This is a genomic window from Chryseobacterium sp., assembly GCF_022869225.1.
In the GTDB taxonomy this organism is placed as follows: Bacteria; Bacteroidota; Bacteroidia; order Flavobacteriales; family Weeksellaceae; genus Chryseobacterium.
Window position 1 is genome coordinate 2,277,681 of record NZ_JALIHL010000001.1, and the last position, 17,745, is coordinate 2,295,425.

Here is a 17,745-nt window from a genome sequence, read left to right on the forward strand (position 1 = left end):
CACCATTTATTTTCCGCTCATGATAGGTCTGAAGAAAGACATAAAATCTTTTTCCTGTTCTTTACCCAATGAAACAGAACCGTAAGTGTTGAGGTGGGAAGCATTGTAATACATCAGCGTATCCTTGTAAAAGGGTACGTTTTTTAATACATTTCCTTTAGAAAGATCATATAAAAAAACATTTTTGTGAGCTGCAGCCAGTTTTTCCAGGGCTATTTTATTTTTTTCCTTACTGATGATTTTAAATGATGCAGAGGTTCTTTTTATATAGTCCCGGTTGACTTTTACAGGATCCCTGTCGAGGGACGGGAATGTACTGAATACAACGAGTTTTTGGTCTGGTCTTAAGGATGCGGCCAGTTTTTCCAGTGCGCTATAAACCGATGGAGGCTCTATAAATGAAGAGCAGTTGATCATGATGATCCTGTTTTTTTTGATATTTTGCTGCGTAAATGCTACCAGTTTTTGGGTGGAGTCGTAAAACTTGACTTCATTAGCCCGGTAATCCTCTCTTTTTATTCCCTGTAAAGCAGGGACACCATCAGTGGTTACTGTAGAAAAGGAAAAATGATTCCGTTTTCCGATATAATCTAAATAGGGCTTAATGGTAAAAGCATGACTGTCGCCAATCAGTAAAATATTGCTGTTTTCAGCTGTTTTGTCTCCGAAAACTTCAATGACTTTCTCATTGTGAGAGCGAAATCCAAATGTGGGAGAAGTATATGCTTCAGGAATCTGATATCCGGCTGTGATTTTGGGAACAAAAAAAGCAATAGCGGCCCATATAATGCTACCCGCAACCGAGTAGCGTATCAACAGGGTATTGCTCTTTTTCCTGAAGAAATTTTCAATAAAACGGTAAGAAAGCCATGCCAACATAAAGGTCAGAATGCAGGTCAGGATCAGTTCGCCGGGACTTAAAAAATAGGCATCATGATAATACCGTATAAAGGCAATCACGGGCCAGTGCCACAGGTACAGAGAATAGGAAAGTTCTCCTAAATAAACCGGACCCTTTTTTGCAAAAAAATCAGAGATAAAATTATTGTCTGTCACCAGGAGATTGGCAGTGGCTATTGTTGGAATTAATGCCAAGAAACCCGGAAAAAAAGAATCTTTACCGATCAAGAAAGCTGACAGTACTAAAATGACCAGGTTCAGCGAAGCAAAAATACTATTGTACACTCTGTTGAAATTGATCCTGTTTTTGAATTTAAGGCTGTAAAAAGCACCCACCAGAAACTCGGGAATCCTCGAAAGCAATGAGAAATATGCTGAACCATTACGCTGGTCAATATGCATTGAAATGCTGGTGTAAGCAGTCAGGATGACAATAACCAGCAAAATAACCTGAGATAGAAATTTCTTTTTTATCCAGATCAGGAGCAAGGGTAACAAAAGGTAAAACTGCATTTCGATCGCTAAAGACCAGGTGTGGAGAAAAGGATTTTCGTTCAGCTGGGCTCCAAAATAAGAGTCGCCTCTGGAAAATAGCAGGTTGGAAAGAAAGATTATGGAGGCTATGGCTGATTTCTGAAGCGTCCAGATATCCCTGCCGAGATAAACAAAGGACCCCGCCAGTGTAGCCGCTATGATAAGAAAGAGGTATGCCGGAAATATTCTTTTCAGCCTTTTCCAGTAAAAATCAAAAAAGCTGAAGCTATTCCTGTCTTTCTGATCAACAATAATAGAAGTCATTAAATAACCGGATATGACAAAGAAAACATCCACTCCAATAAATCCACCCTGTAGCCAGGTGTAATTCAAATGAAAAAGAAAGACCAAAAAGAAAGCCAGAGCCCTTATTCCCTGTATATCATTTCTAAACTGCATCCGATGATTTTATGGAGACAAATATAACAGAATAAACTGTCCGGTTCCTCATCTTTATTGTAGTAAGAAAGACCGTCGGAAAAGAACGGATATAAAAGATTTGGGTTACAAAATGAGTTTGGATTTAAATTTGAACTTCATCTGTAAAACGTAGGGTATGGAAATAAAAAAAGGCCTGGTTGAAATTACCGAGGACGAAAGCAGAATGGTCGTGGATGAGAGATTCCTGCTGATTAATTTTCCCGTTAAAAAAGCGGTTAAGATCAATCAGTATTACGATAAAATAAGAAATAAAGAAAAGCAGCATATTCAGTCTGAGATTCAGAATTTAGCCGGGTTTTCAGAAGAAGCAGCTCTTTTATGGTCTGAAAAAGAGGCCTTTGAGAAACTTTTGACGGTTACTTATTCATTACTGAAAAAAAATCCTGTTCTTATGGTCTATACAGCAGGAATATCTCCCGAATCGACCTCTATCTATAAAAATATGATGAAAGATATTTTGGAGGATCAGGAAGATAAATCATTATACCTTGTCAGGAATGCTTATACCTTTACATCCTTTGAATATCAATAAGATCTGAATTCATATCGTTTCATTCTCTCTCTTTATCAAAACAAACCAGCACTTAGTCAAGTAATTTTTGTAAGAAGCAGGCGATAGATTCTCTTTGCATAAAATTTAAAATATGAAGAGAAATCTTTTGACAGCTTTCTGCTGTCTGCTGCCATTAGGATATTGGGTGAGTGCACAGTCCGGGATTTCCGGAGAACTCAAAACAGAATATATTCCTTATTCCAGCTATATCCGTCCGGAAGACAGTACAAAAACCAATTCAAAAAGTGATTTTAAAAGAGCTGACCTGAAGCTGAGTATTCCTTTGTCTGTAAAGAAAGACAGTGCAGGAAGAGTAAAAATGTGGTCAATGCTGCTGGGAGGATCTTATGCGAAGATGTCCCACAAGGACTATGAAAATCAGCTGTTTCCCAATCAGATGCTGAATGCTCAGGTGGGAGTTCTGCATATGCGGCCATTAGGAAAGAAGTGGAACATGATGATAACGGCTACGGCAGGAGTCTATACCGATATGGAAAAAATAGATTTTGATGATGTGCTGGGGCAGGGTGGAATATTATTTATCAGGCATTTTAATCCGAATCTTGCATTGGGCGGAGGTCCGGTTTTGACAACGGCTTTTGGGGTTCCTATGATTCTTCCCTGGATTTACTTTGACTGGAAGACGAATGGAAAGATCAAATTTAACATCAATTTTCCGGAAGGAATGGAGGCCGGTTATCAGTTTTCCGATGCATTTACTCTGAAAGCAGCGGTCAATCTCAGCGGAATGTCCGTAGAAAGAAATAAAGACGGGAAATCTATGCTGCTGGGATACCAGCAGATCACAGCAGGGCTAAGGCCTGAAATAAAACTTAATGATAAACTGAAACTCAGCGTTACAGGAGGAACGGCGTTATTAAGAAGCTTTAGCGAGAGTGACCGTAAAATAAAAAGTATTTTTAAAGATAAAAAAGTGGCTGATCCTAAATTTGCAAGTACTTTCTATATCGCTTTATCTCTGCGCTGGAATCTGCCATAAGAAAGCGGAAAGCTGGAAGTTAATACCCATTTATGATCTATTCCCTGCCATTCTATAGGAAAATCTAAATATCAAGGTAGTCGTATTTCATTATTATTCAGCGATAATAGCTTCCTTCTTCCAGCTTAGTTTTTTTCTTATTTACTGATAAGCTTCTTATACACCACCTGATTAAGTAATTCTTCTTTTCGGGTACGGGAAATAGGAAGCTCTGTTGTATTGATGAACAGGCGTCCTCCGGAGATCATATCAATGTGGGTAATATTGATCAGGAAGGATTTATGAATCCTGAAGAAATGTTCGGAGGGCAGCGATTCTTCAATTGCTTTCATCGTTTGATGGATGACCAGGGATTTATCCTTAAAATGAAGCTTGGTGTAATTCTGCATACTTTCGATGTATAAAATGTCAACCCAGGACACTTTAATGAAGCTGTCAGACTGCCTTACATACAGAAAAGGATCTTCCAAAAGACTGTTCTTTTTAAGCCTTTCACTGAGAATAAACTGCTGCTGTGCCCGGTTTACAGCCTGGTAAAAACGATTAAAAGCAATAGGCTTTAAAAGATAATCTGCCACCTGCAGGCGGAATCCTTCAAGGGCATACTCAGAATAGGCGGTGGTAAGAATACATAACGGCGGATTTTCAAGCTGTTCCAGAAATTCAAGACCACTCAGGTAAGGCATATTGATATCCAGAAAGAGGAGATCTATTTCGCTTTCCTTCACTTTGGCATCCGCTTCCAGCGCTGAGGCGCAGGTACCTTCTACCGATAAAAAATCAATCTGGTCTGCCAATTCTTTAAGGTGGAATCTGGCCAGCGGCTCATCATCTACAATCAGGCACTTCATTTTAGGAATAATATTACTCATTTTCAGATAATTTTAAGGTTAAAGTGATTTGATAGACCAGGCCGTCAGATTCAATGCTCAGCGCATGGGCATCCGGATATTGTAGTTTTAAACGTTTTTGTACATTTTGGAGACCGATTCCTCCTGTTCCGTCTTTCTTTTTGTAATTCATCCTTTCGGAATATGAATTTTCAACATAAAAGGAGAGTAGGTTGTTTTCTTCTTTACAGTCAATCTTTACATAGCCGTTATGCCCGGGAAGTCTGCAGACATATTTAAATGCATTTTCAATAAAGGGAACCAATAGCAAAGGAGCAATGAACGACTTTTTATTGTTGATGTTCCAACAGGCTTTTACATCCAGTTCGTTTCCCCATCTTAACTTTTCTACCTCAACCAGGTTTTGCAGATATTCAATTTCTTTATCCAATGGAACAATGTTCTGGTTGCAGTGATAGAGCTGGTATCTCAGGATATCTGAAAATTTCATCAGTAAAAAATCAGCAAGCCGGGTATCGGTTTTCATCAGGATATGAATGTGGTTCAGTATATTGAATACCACATGAGGATTGATCTGGTCTTGTAGTAATTTAAGCTGATTTTCCAAATGGGCCTGCTGAAGAAGGATATGATCCCGCTCTATTCTTCCGTGTTCTTTATAAAACTTAATTCCGCAGGCCGATCCATTGATCAGAAAAGAAGCTGGAAGAGCCATATAAAATCCCTGCCATAAAATAGGCAGATGATCTATTATATGAGGAGGAAGAGACGTTTTAGGAGCTACTTCAAGGTAGGTGAAAATAACAGAGTACACCAGGCTCAGAAGAAAGATAACCATGGTAGCCTGTATCAGGAACCGTTTCATTTTTTTCAGCCGTAAAGCTTTCGGAAGAAGTTTATTCGTTAAAAAATGGGTGAATGTAAAAGAACTTATGGTGATGATAACAGCTTGGATCATGGCCAGGTATTTTCCGGTGGCAATCTGGAAGTTACACCATAATACTATGGCAAAAACAAGCCAGAAAATAAAAGTGAAAACATATTCTCTTACTACAAAAGATTTTGTCATAGGTGGGCTGAAGTAGGGTTATAAAAAATTAGAAACCGTGGGAAACAGTTTCTAACAGGTAAAGATAATTTAAGTTTTTAGAATAGAAAATAACCTATCCCGAGACTAAAGCTGTGAGGCTTGGATTTAAATGCACTGCTGACACTGGAAAGTCCATTTTCATATCTGACATCTACCGTGAAATTTTTATAATCCATTCCTATACCTCCTGTGAGTCCGATATTGGATTTGTCAAACTTTTTAAAACCTTCCTGCAAAGCCTGAGAAGTGGATACATTGTTTTTAAAAGCATAGCTGTAGACCCCTCCTGCAAATACCCTTACGTTAAAATCATCTGTTTTAACCAGTTTGTATCCTACCACCACAGGAACATCAATGGCGCTCCATGTCAGTTTTGCAGAACTTCCGTCTTTTGCTTCGTAAGATGTTTTTCTTTTGTTGAATAGGGCCTCTCCCTGCACATACAGGCTCCCGATATCCATTCTTGTCATAATACCTGCCTGATAGCCGAATCCATATTTTCCGTCCAAGGAAGAGGATTCCGTTGTTGTTTTGGTAAAATTGGTTCCTCCTTTTACTCCAATATGAAAAGCCGGGGTCTGTTGTGCCTGTACGTCTATCGAACAGGTAATGCACAGTAACAATGAGCTTAAAGCTAAAAACTGTTGTTTCATAATTTAATTATTTTTAAAATCTGATGCAAAACAACAACTCTGGAAAGGGACGTGAAATTTTATTTGATGAACGGTAGAAATCTTGGGATAAGTCTCTTTTTAAGAAGGAAATAGCGATGAGCACAATATTTTAATGATAAAAAAAATCGAAAGATCTCTCTTCCGATTTAAATGATTAGTAAGGCTGTTCTTCACAATTTACAGCCGGGCTGCAGCCTCCGCCGCCGGGATTCCCGCCTCCGCCAACACATCTTCCGGGGGTTCCGTCATCATCCAGTTGGCAGACTTTTCCAAAGGTACATTCACAATCTGTCCAGCAGTAAGCAGAATCCCCACCCATATGGCAGGTATCTATTATTCCGCTCCCCACAATGCCTGACAGCTCTTTTCTTAAAAGTTTTTTCATTTTTTTCATGATGCAATTTGATGTTAAAAGTTAATAGTTTACGATATATGCAGCCGTAAATATAATTAAAAATTACATCTGTTCACTTTTTAAGTGTCTGTTAATAAGTGTGATGCTGAGAATGTCGGGTGAAAGAATGCTGCTTCTGCCGGAGCAATGCAAAAAAAATAAACCCGCTACACAGCGGGTTTACTATATTTATTTTTTAAATGTAAGGACCAGGGGAATGGAGACGGTAGAAGATACCGGTTTTCCGTTGTTTTCTGCTGGTTTCCATTTACCTTTATCTTTAATGCGATAAAAAGCGGCCTCAATGAATGCATTTACATCTTCATTATTTCCTTTTACCTGGGCATCCAGGGGATTTCCCTTAGAGTCCACTACAAAACTGATTGTTGCTTTATAAGAATCCGAAGCATAATTTAAAAAAGCGAGATCAACAGCTTCATATAGGAGTTTTTGAAAAGAAGCTTTTCCTTTATCATAGTCGGCTTCATGGGTGACCATGCCTTTTGTCGGCGGGTCCAATGCAATCATTTTCTTTTCCTCCGTGGAGATCTTATCCAAAGCCTCTTTGTAGGACGTTATTTTGTCTTCTGTAAGAAGCCACTCCTGCTTAGTTTTTAAATCATTAGGCTTAGGATATTTTTTATACAGAGCCGTTTTCTTTCTTTCATAGCGTGAGTCAGCTTTTTCAAATTCAGAGATTTGGGCATTGCTGAAAACAAAAGAGACCATGAATACTAATGCTAAGAGTTTTTTCATGACTGATTAAGCTTTTACAATATTAATGATTACTTCAGTTGCTTTTTCCATGCTTTCTAAAGCTACATATTCGTAAGGGCCGTGGAAGTTGATCCCTCCCGCGAAGATATTCGGGCAAGGAAGTCCCATATAAGAAAGCTGTGCACCGTCTGTACCTCCTCTGATCGCTTTGATCTTTGGCTCAATACCGGCTTCTGTCATTGCTTTTGCAGCAAGATCCACAATATGCATTTTCCCTTCAAACTGCTGCTTCATGTTTCTGTACTGTTCCTTGATTTCCACTTCAGCCGTTCCTTCACCATGTTTCTGATTGAATTCAGCCACTTTTTCTTCCATGAATTTCTTTCTTGCTTCAAATTTGTCAGCATCGTGATCACGAATGATATATTGAAGTTTACCCTCAGAAACATCAGCGTTGATATCCATCAAGTGATAGAACCCATCAAAACCTTTCGTGGTAGAAGGCGTTTCATGAGCGGGAAGACTTTGGGCAAATTCAGCAGCCAACAGTGCCGCATTTACCATTTTTCCATAGGCATAACCAGGGTGTACGCTCAATCCGTGGATTTTTACTACCGCTCCTGCCGCATTGAAATTTTCATATTCCAGTTCTCCAACTTCTCCGCCATCCATCGTATATGCCCATTCAGCACCGAATTTAGCAACATCAAACTTGTGGGCCCCTCTTCCGATTTCTTCATCAGGAGTAAATCCTACAGCAATTCTTCCGTGTTTGATTTCCGGATGTGCAATCAGATATTCCGCAGCGGTTACAATCTCTGCGCAGCCTGCTTTGTCATCAGCACCCAGAAGTGTGTTTCCGTCTGTGGTAATTAATGTCTGGCCGATATATTTTTTTAAGCTTTCAAATTTTGAAGGAGATAAAGTGAAACCTGTTGCCTGGTTCAAAAGAAGATCATTCCCATCGTAGTTTTTCCAAACCTGAGGGTTTACATTTTCTCCGCTGAAATCCGGCGATGTATCATAATGTGAAATAAACCCGATCGTAGGTCTGTCATCATTTTCCAGGTTAGAAGGAACATAGCCCATAATATATCCGTTATCATCAATGGATACATTATCTAAACCGATGGTTTTCAACTCTTCAGCAATATAATTCGCAATATCCCACTGTCTGGAAGTAGAAGGTGTAGCTTCACTTTCAGCATCACTGGTTGAATATATTTTTACATAGCTCAGAAAACGGTTCAGTAATTTCTCTTTCCACAAGGGGTTGAATTCTATTGTACTCATCAGATTTATCATAAATTTTAACAAAGTTAGCAAATTTGAAGCTCAGAACGCATTATTTGCGGCTGAATATGAATTATCGAAATTTTAAATCGGATATAAACCTCTGGAAATCAAAATAGTGTTAGATTTGTATGTACCGGATATAAAATTGTTTAGTTTTATTATATTTGAGAAAATCAAAAAGTAAAAATGTTTCTTACCGAATGTCCTAGAGATGCAATGCAGGGATGGGGAGAGTTTATCCCTACCCATAAAAAAATAGATTATATCAACTCCTTGATGGATGTTGGTTTTGATGTTTTGGATAGTCTGAGTTTTGTTTCTCCGAAAGCAATTCCACAAATGGCTGACTCTGATGAGGTTGCGGAAAATATTGATAAATCCCGTTCGAAGACTAAAGTCTCTGCCATTATTGGAAACTATAGAGGCGCTGAAAAAGCGCTGAAGCATCAGTCTGTGGATATTCTTGGGTTTCCTTTCTCTATTTCTGAGACGTTTCAGCACAGAAATACCAACAAGGCCAGGAAGAGGCTTTTAGTGAAATTATTAAAATGCTTGAATTGGTCGGAAGAGAAGGAAAACAGCTTAATATCTATTTCTCGATGGCTTTTGGAAACCCGTATGGAGAAATGTGGAAATGGGAAGATGTGGACCACTGGGCCCAACGATTTTCAGAAATAGGAGTGAAAGATATCCTGCTTTCTGATACAACAGGAGTAGCAACTCCTGAATCCATTGCTCTTTTATTTGAAAAAATACCTTCAAAATATCCTGAAATTAACTTTGGAGGTCATTTCCATAACCGGTATGAAGATTCTTATTCAAAATTAAAAGCGGCTTACGATCAGGGATGCCGGAGGTTCGACAGTGCTATCAAGGGAATCGGCGGATGCCCTATGGCTAAAGATGACCTGGTGGGAAATATGCCTACAGAGCAGGTGATCAATTTTATGAGCGTAGAGAAAGTGGATCATAAACTGAACCTTCTGAATTTTGAAAGCTCTTATAATAAGGCTAAGGATATTTTTCATTTTTAGCGGATGAAATCATTGTATATTATTACATTGATGCTGTGTTCTTCCTTATTTTTATCCCAAAAAGTGGATAAACTGTTCAGTGAAGAGAGGTTTACAGATATTATTGCCTTAGAACATGAAAGTCCAAACTTTTCCGGACAAGAGCTGTACCAGCTGGGATTTGCTTTTTTCAGAGCAGAAAATGATGATAAAGCGATTGAATATTATGATAAAGCGCTGAAAAAAGGATTTGATAATCCCATTGTTTTTTTTCAGAAAGGGCTTTCGGAAATGTATCTTAAAAAATATGACGAAGCACTTAAAAATATCAGCAAAGCCATTGAAGCAGCCCCATTAGCCGAGTTTTACTATGAAAAATATCGTATACTGTATACACGGGAGGATTATATAAATGCTGAAAAAACATTTTTAGAGGCATTAAACAAATCTGTGAAGAAAGACAAATGGTATGTTGAAATGGTAATGGCAGCAGGAAACTTTTATTATACCAGAAAAGATTTCGCAAAATCTGAGACAATATATCGGGACGGAATTGCAGAATTTCCAAAAGAATATGAATTGTATACAAAACTTATCAAGGCCCTAAACGCTCAGAATAAGTTTTCTGAAGCTGACATTTATTTTGATAAAATGAAAGTGTTTTATGAAAATAAAGAACTTTCTGAGGATGAAATGAAGTTTAAAAATTTGGCTGTAGATGAGTTTGAATGGAAGAATCAGTGGATAAATGTCCATAAATACTTTGTAAAGCCTAAGAATACGCTGGAGGGTTTATATATCCTTTATCTTATTGATAAAAAAGGAGAAAAAGTAGAACGTAAGTTTAAAATTGAAAAGACCCTTCAACTTGGGAAAACAGATCCTGAATTTGTTATTTGTGAAGAAATAAAAGATGGGCATACCACTTATCCAATTGGATTTAAAGATGATCGTTTCACTCTCGAAAGTTTAAGGCGTGAAATTGTTAAAGTTTTAGATAATGCATAGAAGGCGGCAGGTTCAGTAAAATTTAAATAAGCTATTGTAATAATGACAACGACCCCAATAATTTCAGTATCCGAATTAAAAAAACTTCCAACAGAAAACCTCATCATCCTTGATGCAAGAGCAGGAAAAGATGCTGAGCAGGCTTATCTTGAAAAACACCTCAAAGGAGCCCGCTTTATCAGTCTGGAGACTCATATGGCGGAGATAGGGGAGAATGCTGCTTTTGGAGGAAGACATCCGCTTCCGCCAGTTGAGAAATTTGCTGAAATACTTTCTGATCTGGGAATAGCAAATGATTCCCAGATCGTGGTGTATGATGATAAGAGTGGAGCAAACGCGGCAGCAAGAGCGTGGTGGATGCTGAGAGCATTCGGGCTGGAAAAGGTACAGGTCCTTGATGGAGGGATACAGGCTGCTGAAAGAGAGGGGGCTGCATTTTCATCAGGGGAAGAGACCGCTGAAAAAGCTTCTCGAATTAAAAAAGAATCCTGGGGTCTTCCCGTGTCAACTCTTGAAGCGGTTGAAAATGAACTGAAAAACAATTCTTCTACTGTAGTGGATGTAAGAGATGCCTACCGATACAGGGGAGAATCCGAACCGATTGATTGGGTTGCCGGACATATCCCGGGAGCGATTAATATTCCTTTTTCTGAAAACCTTGATGAAAATGGAAACTTCCTGAAGCCGGATGTTTTAAAGGAAAAATATACCCAACTTTTAAAAAACAAACCCGAATCCCTGATTATTCATTGCGGTTCCGGAGTTACAGCATGCCACACTATTTTGGCACTGGACTATGCCGGGCTTACCATCCCGAATCTTTATGTAGGTTCATGGAGTGAATGGAGCCGGAGAGAAGGAAAAGAGATCGCAAAAGAAATTTAAAGAATAAAACCCCGGATATCGTCTGGGGTTTATATTTTATTGGAGATATTCCATTGTTTTGAGAGGAAGCTGGATTGGAAGAAGGGAAGTTCTTGAAGCCCATAGAAGAATTGAAGCTTAATTTTAGAGTATCATTTCCACTAAATCATAGCAAGGAATTAAATAATCATATAACTTCCAGCTTCATTATTCTGACTTCCAGCTTTACAGCATTCCTAATTCAAACTTAGCTTCTTCGCTCATCATATCCTTATTCCAGCTCGGCTCGAATGTAAGCTCTAAATCAACACTTTTTACATTTTCCACTTCTGCTACCTTATCTTTTACTTCCTGAGGAAGAGTTTCGGCAACAGGACAATTGGGAGTCGTAAGTGTCATTACAATTTTTACGTCTGCATCATCGGAGATCTGTACATCATAAATCAGCCCTAATTCGTAAATATCCACTGGAATTTCAGGGTCATATACGGTTTTCAGTACCTTGATGATTTCTTCACCAATGTCAGCAATTTGATCGTCTGTAAATTTCATTTTTTAATCTAGATTGATATTCCTTTTCAACAAATCTTCCTGACGCATGCGCCGGAAAATATTTGCCAAAGTTAAGACATCTTTTTCACAATAGTCAACAATTCGCTGCAAGTCTTTTTCTATGTAGTAGATTGATGAAACCATTGAGCCGTCAATATCGTCCTTTGGAGTAGGAATACCAAAGACATGAGCCAGCAGCTCAAGGGATATAAAACTTTTATAATCCCCGAATTTCCATAGTTCCATCGTATCCAGATGAGGGATTTCCCAGGGTTTTTTTCCATACATCTGAAACGGGGACGGAGGCTGCATCCCGTTGATTAAATACCGCCTTGCGATCCAGGGAAAATCAAACTCCTTTCCGTTGTGGGCACATAGAATAACATCACGAAGTCTGGGACTGTTGAAAATCTCTCCAAACTCCAGAAGCATTTTCTTCTCATCGTGGCCAGAAAAGCTTTTTATTTTTAACGTTTCATTTTTTTCGAGCATTCCGATGGTAATGCAGATAATTTTTCCAAATTCAGCCATAATGCCGGCCCTTTCATAAAACTGCTCTGCGGAAATATCTTCTTTTCTCTGGAATTTTGTTTTTTTATCCCACAGGTACTGCTCGGTTTCGGATAATTCATCCCAGGACCCGGCTTGCGGAACGGTTTCAATATCAAGAAATAAAATTTTTTCTAATGGTATATTTTGTATCATCTCTTGTTTTTTTCTAAGTTGAAATATATGACATAATAAATGAATAATCCAAAACGTTTTAAAAGGAGATAAATTATATTCTTATGAAGAATCTATTTCTTATAGGAGGCAGTATGAGCTTACTATTAATGACTTCATGCAATAGTTCAGATGAAAACTCTGGTTCTAATGCAACAGTGAATGTAAGGCTTACAGATGGCCCTGCAGCATATACTGCCGTTAATATTGATATTCAGAAAATTGAAATTAATACGAATGGCGGATGGACTACGTTGAATTTTCCCAAACCGGGAGTCTACAACCTTCTGAACTTTAAAAATGGAACAGATGTGATTTTGGGACAGGCGGAGCTTCCGGAAGGCAAGGTTTCTCAAATGAGAATGGTGCTTGGTTCCAATAACAGCATAGTGGTCAATGGGACAACCTATCCCTTACAGACTCCATCTGCTCTGCAGAGCGGTTTGAAGTTTAACTGGAACCAAACGTTATCAGCCAATGGAGCCTATACCGTATGGATAGATTTTGATGCCGGAAGATCTGTGGTCGCGATGGGTAACAACTCTTATATTTTGAAGCCTGTCATCAGGGCTTTCTCCGAATTGACAAACGGACAGATAAAAGGATATGTACTGCCTCAGGCTGCAAAAGCCTCCGTTCACGCCATTATGGCGTCAGATACTATTGCAACTGCAATCCCTAATCCTGATGGTTTTTTTATGCTGTCGGGACTTCCCCAGGGAAATTATACCGTTTCCTACGATGCAGCAGGAAATACAGGTTATGTGGATGAAAGTACAAATAATGTCTCTGTGACTTTTGGAAAGGTTAGTGATCTTGGAACCAAAACACTGCATCAGTAATATCAGTCCATGTAAAAATTTATACCCCTTATAGAACCTAAATTCTATAAGGGCTTATTGTGTGTTCAGCTTATCCTACCTGCATTCCGTTTTTCGTAGGCAGGGAAGGTGTTAAAAGGGTAACCTCTTTTTTATCTTCGCCGTATAATCCCAGGACAAGGCACTCGCTGAAGAAGTTGGCAATCTGTTTTTTAGGGAAATTAACAACCGCCAGAATCTGTTTTCCCACCAATTCTTCTTTCTGATACAATGAGGTGATCTGTGCGGATGATTTTCTGATTCCTAAATCTCCAAAATCTATTTCCAGTTGATAGGATGGATTTCTTGCTTTTTCAAAATCATTGACTGAAAGGATGGTTCCGCACCGGATATCTATCTTTTCAAAATCTGCCCAGGTGATGTCTGGTTTTAAGTTCATGGTAATGTGTTGATTAAAAGTTCTACTTCTGTTTTCTGTTCTGCATATTTTTGCTGTAATACTGAGCCTTCACCCATTCTTTTGTAATATTCCAAGGCTTTCCCTCCGAAGAATTTTTTATGAAAATCTGAAACTTCCGGTATCTGCGGAAAGACTTTGTGAAAAAGCATTTCATAATAGGCCTGAAATTCTCTTTCATTTTTATCCTCTATCACCTGCCCCGGAGCTTTCTGCCTCACATGGAGCATTTCATGGGCAATCATATTCAATACCAGATTCAGATCAAAATCAAATAAATTTTTCGGGATCATTACTGTTTGCGGGCGTCCCAATTCCCCTTCAGCCGTAAGAAGCATTGAAGTAGGGGAAAGTTCCTGTCTGAATCCAAACCCTGCAAAGTTTTCATGTTCCAGATTAAAAGAATGGATCAGATACCTAGCCGCATCCAAAATCTGGTCATGTTCTTTATAAGCATCAAGGTGTAAATGGATCTGCTCGAAATTCATCTGAATAGGTTGAATAACAAATGTATTAAAATATTGAGAATTATGATATATTTTAATTATTCGAAAGTACAGGGGGAAAAAATGATTGTTTTGACCTTTCAGTTCGCCTCATCATACGGTTTTTGAATTAACGATTAGTGGGGATTTTGTATATTTGCAAAGTAAATGATAATTCGCAAAGTAAACGATAATATTTGCAAAGTAGACAATAATTATTTTTAGACTTTTAAGATTCATGGTATTTTTAAAATAGGACTTGTAATTTAAAAGATAAATTATTTAAAAAAAAGCGTAAAGATCCGTCATAATGGAGTTATATTAAAAACTTTCCATCTCCTGCTCCCATTCTAACAACTTTCCCCAACTTTTCTTTGTCTTTAAAAGCAAAATTGCAAATGATCAACATTTTTCTACCGTTCTCACCATCACCAATTTATTGGATTAGATAAACGATAATTAACTTTCCTACACTTTTTATATAGGATATTCTAATTATGAGTGTTTTTAGTATGATAAAACTCATATCACTTCTTTTAATAAATCTTTTAGTCGTGAACTAAAAAGAATACTTTTGCAGCCATTTTAATAACATTAACTCAAAAACAACACGGGAATGAAGAAACTTTATCTCGGTGCATATACATTATGCACAGTTTTAGGTGTGTCTGCTCAGGAAGTGGTTTGGCAAAAGGACATCAAATCCTCTACTCAGGATTTCCTAAGTCAGGTGACCACCACTATCGATCAGCAGTATCTCATCACAGGAAGCTCTATTCGGAGCGACAAACAGCAAACTTTAGGTAATAAACAGAACAACGGCTACGATTTCCATGTGGTAAAACTCAACCAACAAGGAGAAGAAGCTTGGGAAAAGTATTTCTCAGGGTACAATCATGATTATTTGTCGGCAATAGTAAGCACTCAGGACGGAGGATTTCTATTAGGAGGAACATCCTATTCCGGAAAAGGATTGGATAAAAAAGAAGATTCTAAAGGCGGATCTGATATTTGGCTGATCAGAATCAATGAATTTGGCGATGAGCTCTGGCAGAAGACTTTAGGAAACTCCTATGATGAAGAAGCTAAAGCAGTGATTCAAAGTACAGACCTAGGCTTTTTTGTAGCTGGAAATGTACAGAACTCTTCTAAAGGCTATGGTTCTAAAGATGTCTGGATCATCAGACTGGATAAAGACGGAAAAGAATTGTCCCAACTGGTATTAGGCGGAGAAGGTTTAGATGACGTAGAGAAAATGATTCCAACGAAAGATGGCGGAGCATTATTAGGGATTTATTCCAGGAGTTCCGAGGTTCGTGTTTCAGGATCCGGGAATAATCCTCGTGAAACTTCTTCAACTTCTGCATCCAGCACTGCAAAATCTACAGAAAATTTCGGTGAAGGTGATTATTGGATCATTAAACTGGATAAAAACGGGAAAGTAGAATGGGAAAAGAACTATGGTGGTAAAGCAGATGATCATATCAGAACTTTGGCTTTAATCGCAAATGGCTACATCATTGGTGGAGAATCCAGATCCGAAAGATCAGGAAACAAAACAGTCTGTACCCAAGAAGGAACAGACCTTTGGTTAATTGCACTTAATGAAAGAGGTGATGAACAGTGGCAAAAATCTTACAATTTCAAAAATCGGGATATTTTAATGGGAATGAGCGTTATTCATTCCGCAGATGACAAAACTTCCAAAGGAATTTTATTGGGGGGTTACACCCAAGCCGAAGGAAGAATAGAAAAAGATGATGAAACCTTCTGGATGTTGTATTTAGATGGCAACGGAAATGAACAATGGCGAAAACATGTAGCAGGAGAATCCAGGCAGAAAGAAGAAAGACTTTCAGATCTGAAGTTAAACAGGGATGGTTCAATTATTCTAGCCGGAACCAGTGCTAAAGAACTTGGAAAAGAGAACTGGAAGATTGTAAAGCTGGGTGATAAACAGGTGAATGACCTGATTGCAAAATATGATATCAAGATTTATCCGAATCCTGTATCAGATTATGCTTATGTAGAAATCGGTTTTGACTTTAAAGAGGCTGATATTATGCTGTATGATATGAGCGGAAGACAGCTTCAGAACTTTAAAACCAAGAACAGAGTGACGAAGGTAAACACTCAAGCTTTGGTACAGGGAGCTTATCTGGTAACTGTAAAAACCAATACAAATAAAACTGCAAATTCTAAAATTATTAAAAAGTAATGAAGAAGGAAAAGATCAATCTGGCAAGTCTGCGAAATAAATTGAGCGCTTATCTATTTATTCCAGTATTGTGTTTATCAAATTCTTATAAAGGGCAAGACCAATTTAATACTAATAGTCAGATTACTCAATCAGTTTTGGACGCTTCAAGTTTTTCAACAGGAAACACAGGAAGTGTGGACATTTCAATCCCAATTACAAACCTTTCCATCGAAAATTTTAGCTTAGATGTTAAGTTGAAACATAACTCTACTGGAGTAAAAGTAAATAGAGATGCTGACCTTTTCGGAGTAAATTGGGATATTAATGCTGTAGGACTTATTACAAGAGAAATTAAGGGGCTGCCTGATGAGCTACCTCAAATGGTTATTTTAGAAAGTAATTTAGGAGGATGTATTAAACTCAGTCAGATGGAGAATGTAGGCTATTTTTATAATAGAGACAGAGTCAAAAACTTTCTTCCTGCCTATGAGGCTGGATATCCCAATATTCCATTATCGATATCAGCTGATCTTACTATGAATGGGTTATCTTCTCATTTTTTTAAATCACCTAGATTCTTTACCCCTCCCGCTGACGATCCTGGCCTTCTTAAAGACTATGAACCTGATATTTTTACAGTTATAATTCCAGGTTATAAACCCTTCAAGTTTTTCTTTGATCTTGATAAGAAAATTGTTATCACTTCAGATGATAATTATAAAATCTCTCATATAGAGCAGGAGGGGGAGATTGCTTCATTTGAAGTTATAGATAAAAATGGGACAAAATTCAAATTCAGTAATAAAGAAAAACGTAAATTAAGTAATTTAAAGACTGAATTTGAAAGTGCTGGAATTTTAGAAAATAAAGACATTTCAAATTCTGTTGAAACGCCTCCTGTTTTAAATAGTTTATGTGCTGGATATAATCAGGAACATGTTAATAATTTTAAAAAGCACTATACCAAATCCTGGTATTTGGATTTAATTACAAATACTAAATCAGAAACTATAGGATTCAATTATAAAAATTTAGAACTATATTCTGTTAGCCCAGCTTATGGAAATAAACCTTACACCTCTGATTATATAATTTACCCTAATAATGATGATTATGGTTATATAATTTGGCAGAGTGGTATACTAGGTGGGTACTATCCTGTATCTTAAAGT

The 17,745-nt window shown here is 37.9% G+C and carries 18 protein-coding genes and 1 pseudogene; 8 read left to right on the forward strand and 11 right to left on the reverse strand.

What is annotated here, in order from left to right; translation table 11 throughout:
* Nucleotides 1-6: 6 nt before the first annotated feature.
* Nucleotides 7-1,833, reverse strand: a complete 1,827-nt coding sequence (locus MUW56_RS10680) for an acyltransferase family protein (protein ID WP_292013180.1) — start codon at nucleotides 1,831-1,833, stop codon at nucleotides 7-9.
* 157 nt (nucleotides 1,834-1,990) lie between these two features.
* Here MUW56_RS10680 and MUW56_RS10685 point away from each other — a divergent pair, with 157 nt between their 5' ends.
* Entirely contained in the window at nucleotides 1,991-2,407 is a 417-nt protein-coding gene (locus MUW56_RS10685) for a hypothetical protein (protein ID WP_292013181.1), read from the forward strand.
* A gap of 112 nt (nucleotides 2,408-2,519) precedes the next feature.
* Nucleotides 2,520-3,428, forward strand: a complete 909-nt coding sequence (locus tag MUW56_RS10690) for a DUF6268 family outer membrane beta-barrel protein (protein ID WP_292013182.1) — start codon at nucleotides 2,520-2,522, stop codon at nucleotides 3,426-3,428.
* A 137-nt stretch (nucleotides 3,429-3,565) separates the two neighbouring features.
* On the opposite strand, the gene MUW56_RS10695 is transcribed toward MUW56_RS10690, so the two are convergent.
* The 6 genes from MUW56_RS10695 to pepT form a co-directional block, all read right to left on the reverse strand.
* Nucleotides 3,566-4,300, reverse strand: a complete 735-nt coding sequence (locus MUW56_RS10695; RefSeq protein WP_292013183.1) for a LytTR family DNA-binding domain-containing protein — start codon at nucleotides 4,298-4,300, stop codon at nucleotides 3,566-3,568.
* On the reverse strand, nucleotides 4,293-5,348 hold the full coding sequence (locus MUW56_RS10700; RefSeq protein ID WP_292013184.1) for a sensor histidine kinase: 1,056 nt from the start codon (nucleotides 5,346-5,348) through the stop codon (nucleotides 4,293-4,295). The genes MUW56_RS10695 and MUW56_RS10700 overlap by 8 nt, the downstream gene beginning before the upstream one ends.
* Before the next feature lie 77 nt (nucleotides 5,349-5,425).
* The gene (locus MUW56_RS10705; RefSeq protein ID WP_292013185.1) at nucleotides 5,426-6,022 is read right to left on the reverse strand and encodes a porin family protein; all 597 of its coding nucleotides are present in this window, start codon (nucleotides 6,020-6,022) and stop codon (nucleotides 5,426-5,428) included.
* Nucleotides 6,023-6,197: 175 nt separating this feature from the next.
* Nucleotides 6,198-6,428 carry a hypothetical protein gene (locus MUW56_RS10710; protein ID WP_292013186.1) on the reverse strand — a complete coding sequence of 77 codons (231 nt, stop codon included), beginning with the start codon at nucleotides 6,426-6,428 and terminating at the stop codon, nucleotides 6,198-6,200.
* 198 nt (nucleotides 6,429-6,626) lie between these two features.
* The gene (locus MUW56_RS10715) at nucleotides 6,627-7,193 is read right to left on the reverse strand and encodes an energy transducer TonB (protein WP_292013187.1); all 567 of its coding nucleotides are present in this window, start codon (nucleotides 7,191-7,193) and stop codon (nucleotides 6,627-6,629) included.
* Between the two features lie 6 nt (nucleotides 7,194-7,199).
* Nucleotides 7,200-8,447, reverse strand: a complete 1,248-nt coding sequence (gene pepT, locus MUW56_RS10720; protein WP_292013188.1) for a peptidase T — start codon at nucleotides 8,445-8,447, stop codon at nucleotides 7,200-7,202.
* 189 nt (nucleotides 8,448-8,636) lie between these two features.
* Here pepT and MUW56_RS10725 point away from each other — a divergent pair.
* From MUW56_RS10725 to MUW56_RS10735, 3 genes and pseudogenes are all read left to right on the forward strand, one after another.
* Nucleotides 8,637-9,484: pseudogene (locus MUW56_RS10725) on the forward strand (hydroxymethylglutaryl-CoA lyase).
* Between the two features lie 3 nt (nucleotides 9,485-9,487).
* A complete protein-coding gene (locus MUW56_RS10730; RefSeq protein ID WP_292013189.1) occupies nucleotides 9,488-10,471 on the forward strand; it encodes a tetratricopeptide repeat protein in 984 nt (327 codons plus the stop codon).
* Between the two features lie 42 nt (nucleotides 10,472-10,513).
* Nucleotides 10,514-11,356, forward strand: coding sequence for a sulfurtransferase (locus MUW56_RS10735; protein WP_292013190.1), 843 nt, complete (start codon nucleotides 10,514-10,516; stop codon nucleotides 11,354-11,356).
* Between the two features lie 204 nt (nucleotides 11,357-11,560).
* Here the strand turns inward: MUW56_RS10735 and MUW56_RS10740 are convergent, their stop codons facing one another.
* Both MUW56_RS10740 and MUW56_RS10745 read right to left on the reverse strand, forming a co-directional pair.
* Entirely contained in the window at nucleotides 11,561-11,887 is a 327-nt protein-coding gene (locus tag MUW56_RS10740) for an SUF system Fe-S cluster assembly protein (RefSeq protein WP_292013191.1), read from the reverse strand.
* A gap of 3 nt (nucleotides 11,888-11,890) precedes the next feature.
* Nucleotides 11,891-12,592, reverse strand: coding sequence for a 3'-5' exonuclease (locus MUW56_RS10745; protein ID WP_292013192.1), 702 nt, complete (start codon nucleotides 12,590-12,592; stop codon nucleotides 11,891-11,893).
* An 83-nt stretch (nucleotides 12,593-12,675) separates the two neighbouring features.
* Between MUW56_RS10745 and MUW56_RS10750 the strand changes: the two genes are divergently transcribed.
* A complete protein-coding gene (locus MUW56_RS10750) occupies nucleotides 12,676-13,452 on the forward strand; it encodes a DUF4382 domain-containing protein (protein WP_292013193.1) in 777 nt (258 codons plus the stop codon).
* A gap of 70 nt (nucleotides 13,453-13,522) precedes the next feature.
* On the opposite strand, the gene MUW56_RS10755 is transcribed toward MUW56_RS10750, so the two are convergent.
* Both MUW56_RS10755 and MUW56_RS10760 read right to left on the reverse strand, forming a co-directional pair.
* On the reverse strand, nucleotides 13,523-13,870 hold the full coding sequence (locus MUW56_RS10755; RefSeq protein WP_292013194.1) for a tRNA-binding protein: 348 nt from the start codon (nucleotides 13,868-13,870) through the stop codon (nucleotides 13,523-13,525).
* Entirely contained in the window at nucleotides 13,867-14,376 is a 510-nt protein-coding gene (locus MUW56_RS10760; protein WP_292013195.1) for a hypothetical protein, read from the reverse strand. The genes MUW56_RS10755 and MUW56_RS10760 overlap by 4 nt, the downstream gene beginning before the upstream one ends.
* 613 nt (nucleotides 14,377-14,989) lie before the next feature.
* On the opposite strand from MUW56_RS10760, the gene MUW56_RS10765 reads away from it, so the two are divergent.
* Both MUW56_RS10765 and MUW56_RS10770 read left to right on the forward strand, forming a co-directional pair.
* Entirely contained in the window at nucleotides 14,990-16,591 is a 1,602-nt protein-coding gene (locus tag MUW56_RS10765) for a T9SS type A sorting domain-containing protein (RefSeq protein ID WP_292013196.1), read from the forward strand.
* Entirely contained in the window at nucleotides 16,591-17,742 is a 1,152-nt protein-coding gene (locus MUW56_RS10770) for a hypothetical protein (RefSeq protein WP_292013197.1), read from the forward strand. Before MUW56_RS10765 ends, MUW56_RS10770 begins: the two co-directional genes overlap by 1 nt.
* Nucleotides 17,743-17,745: the final 3 nt, after the last annotated feature.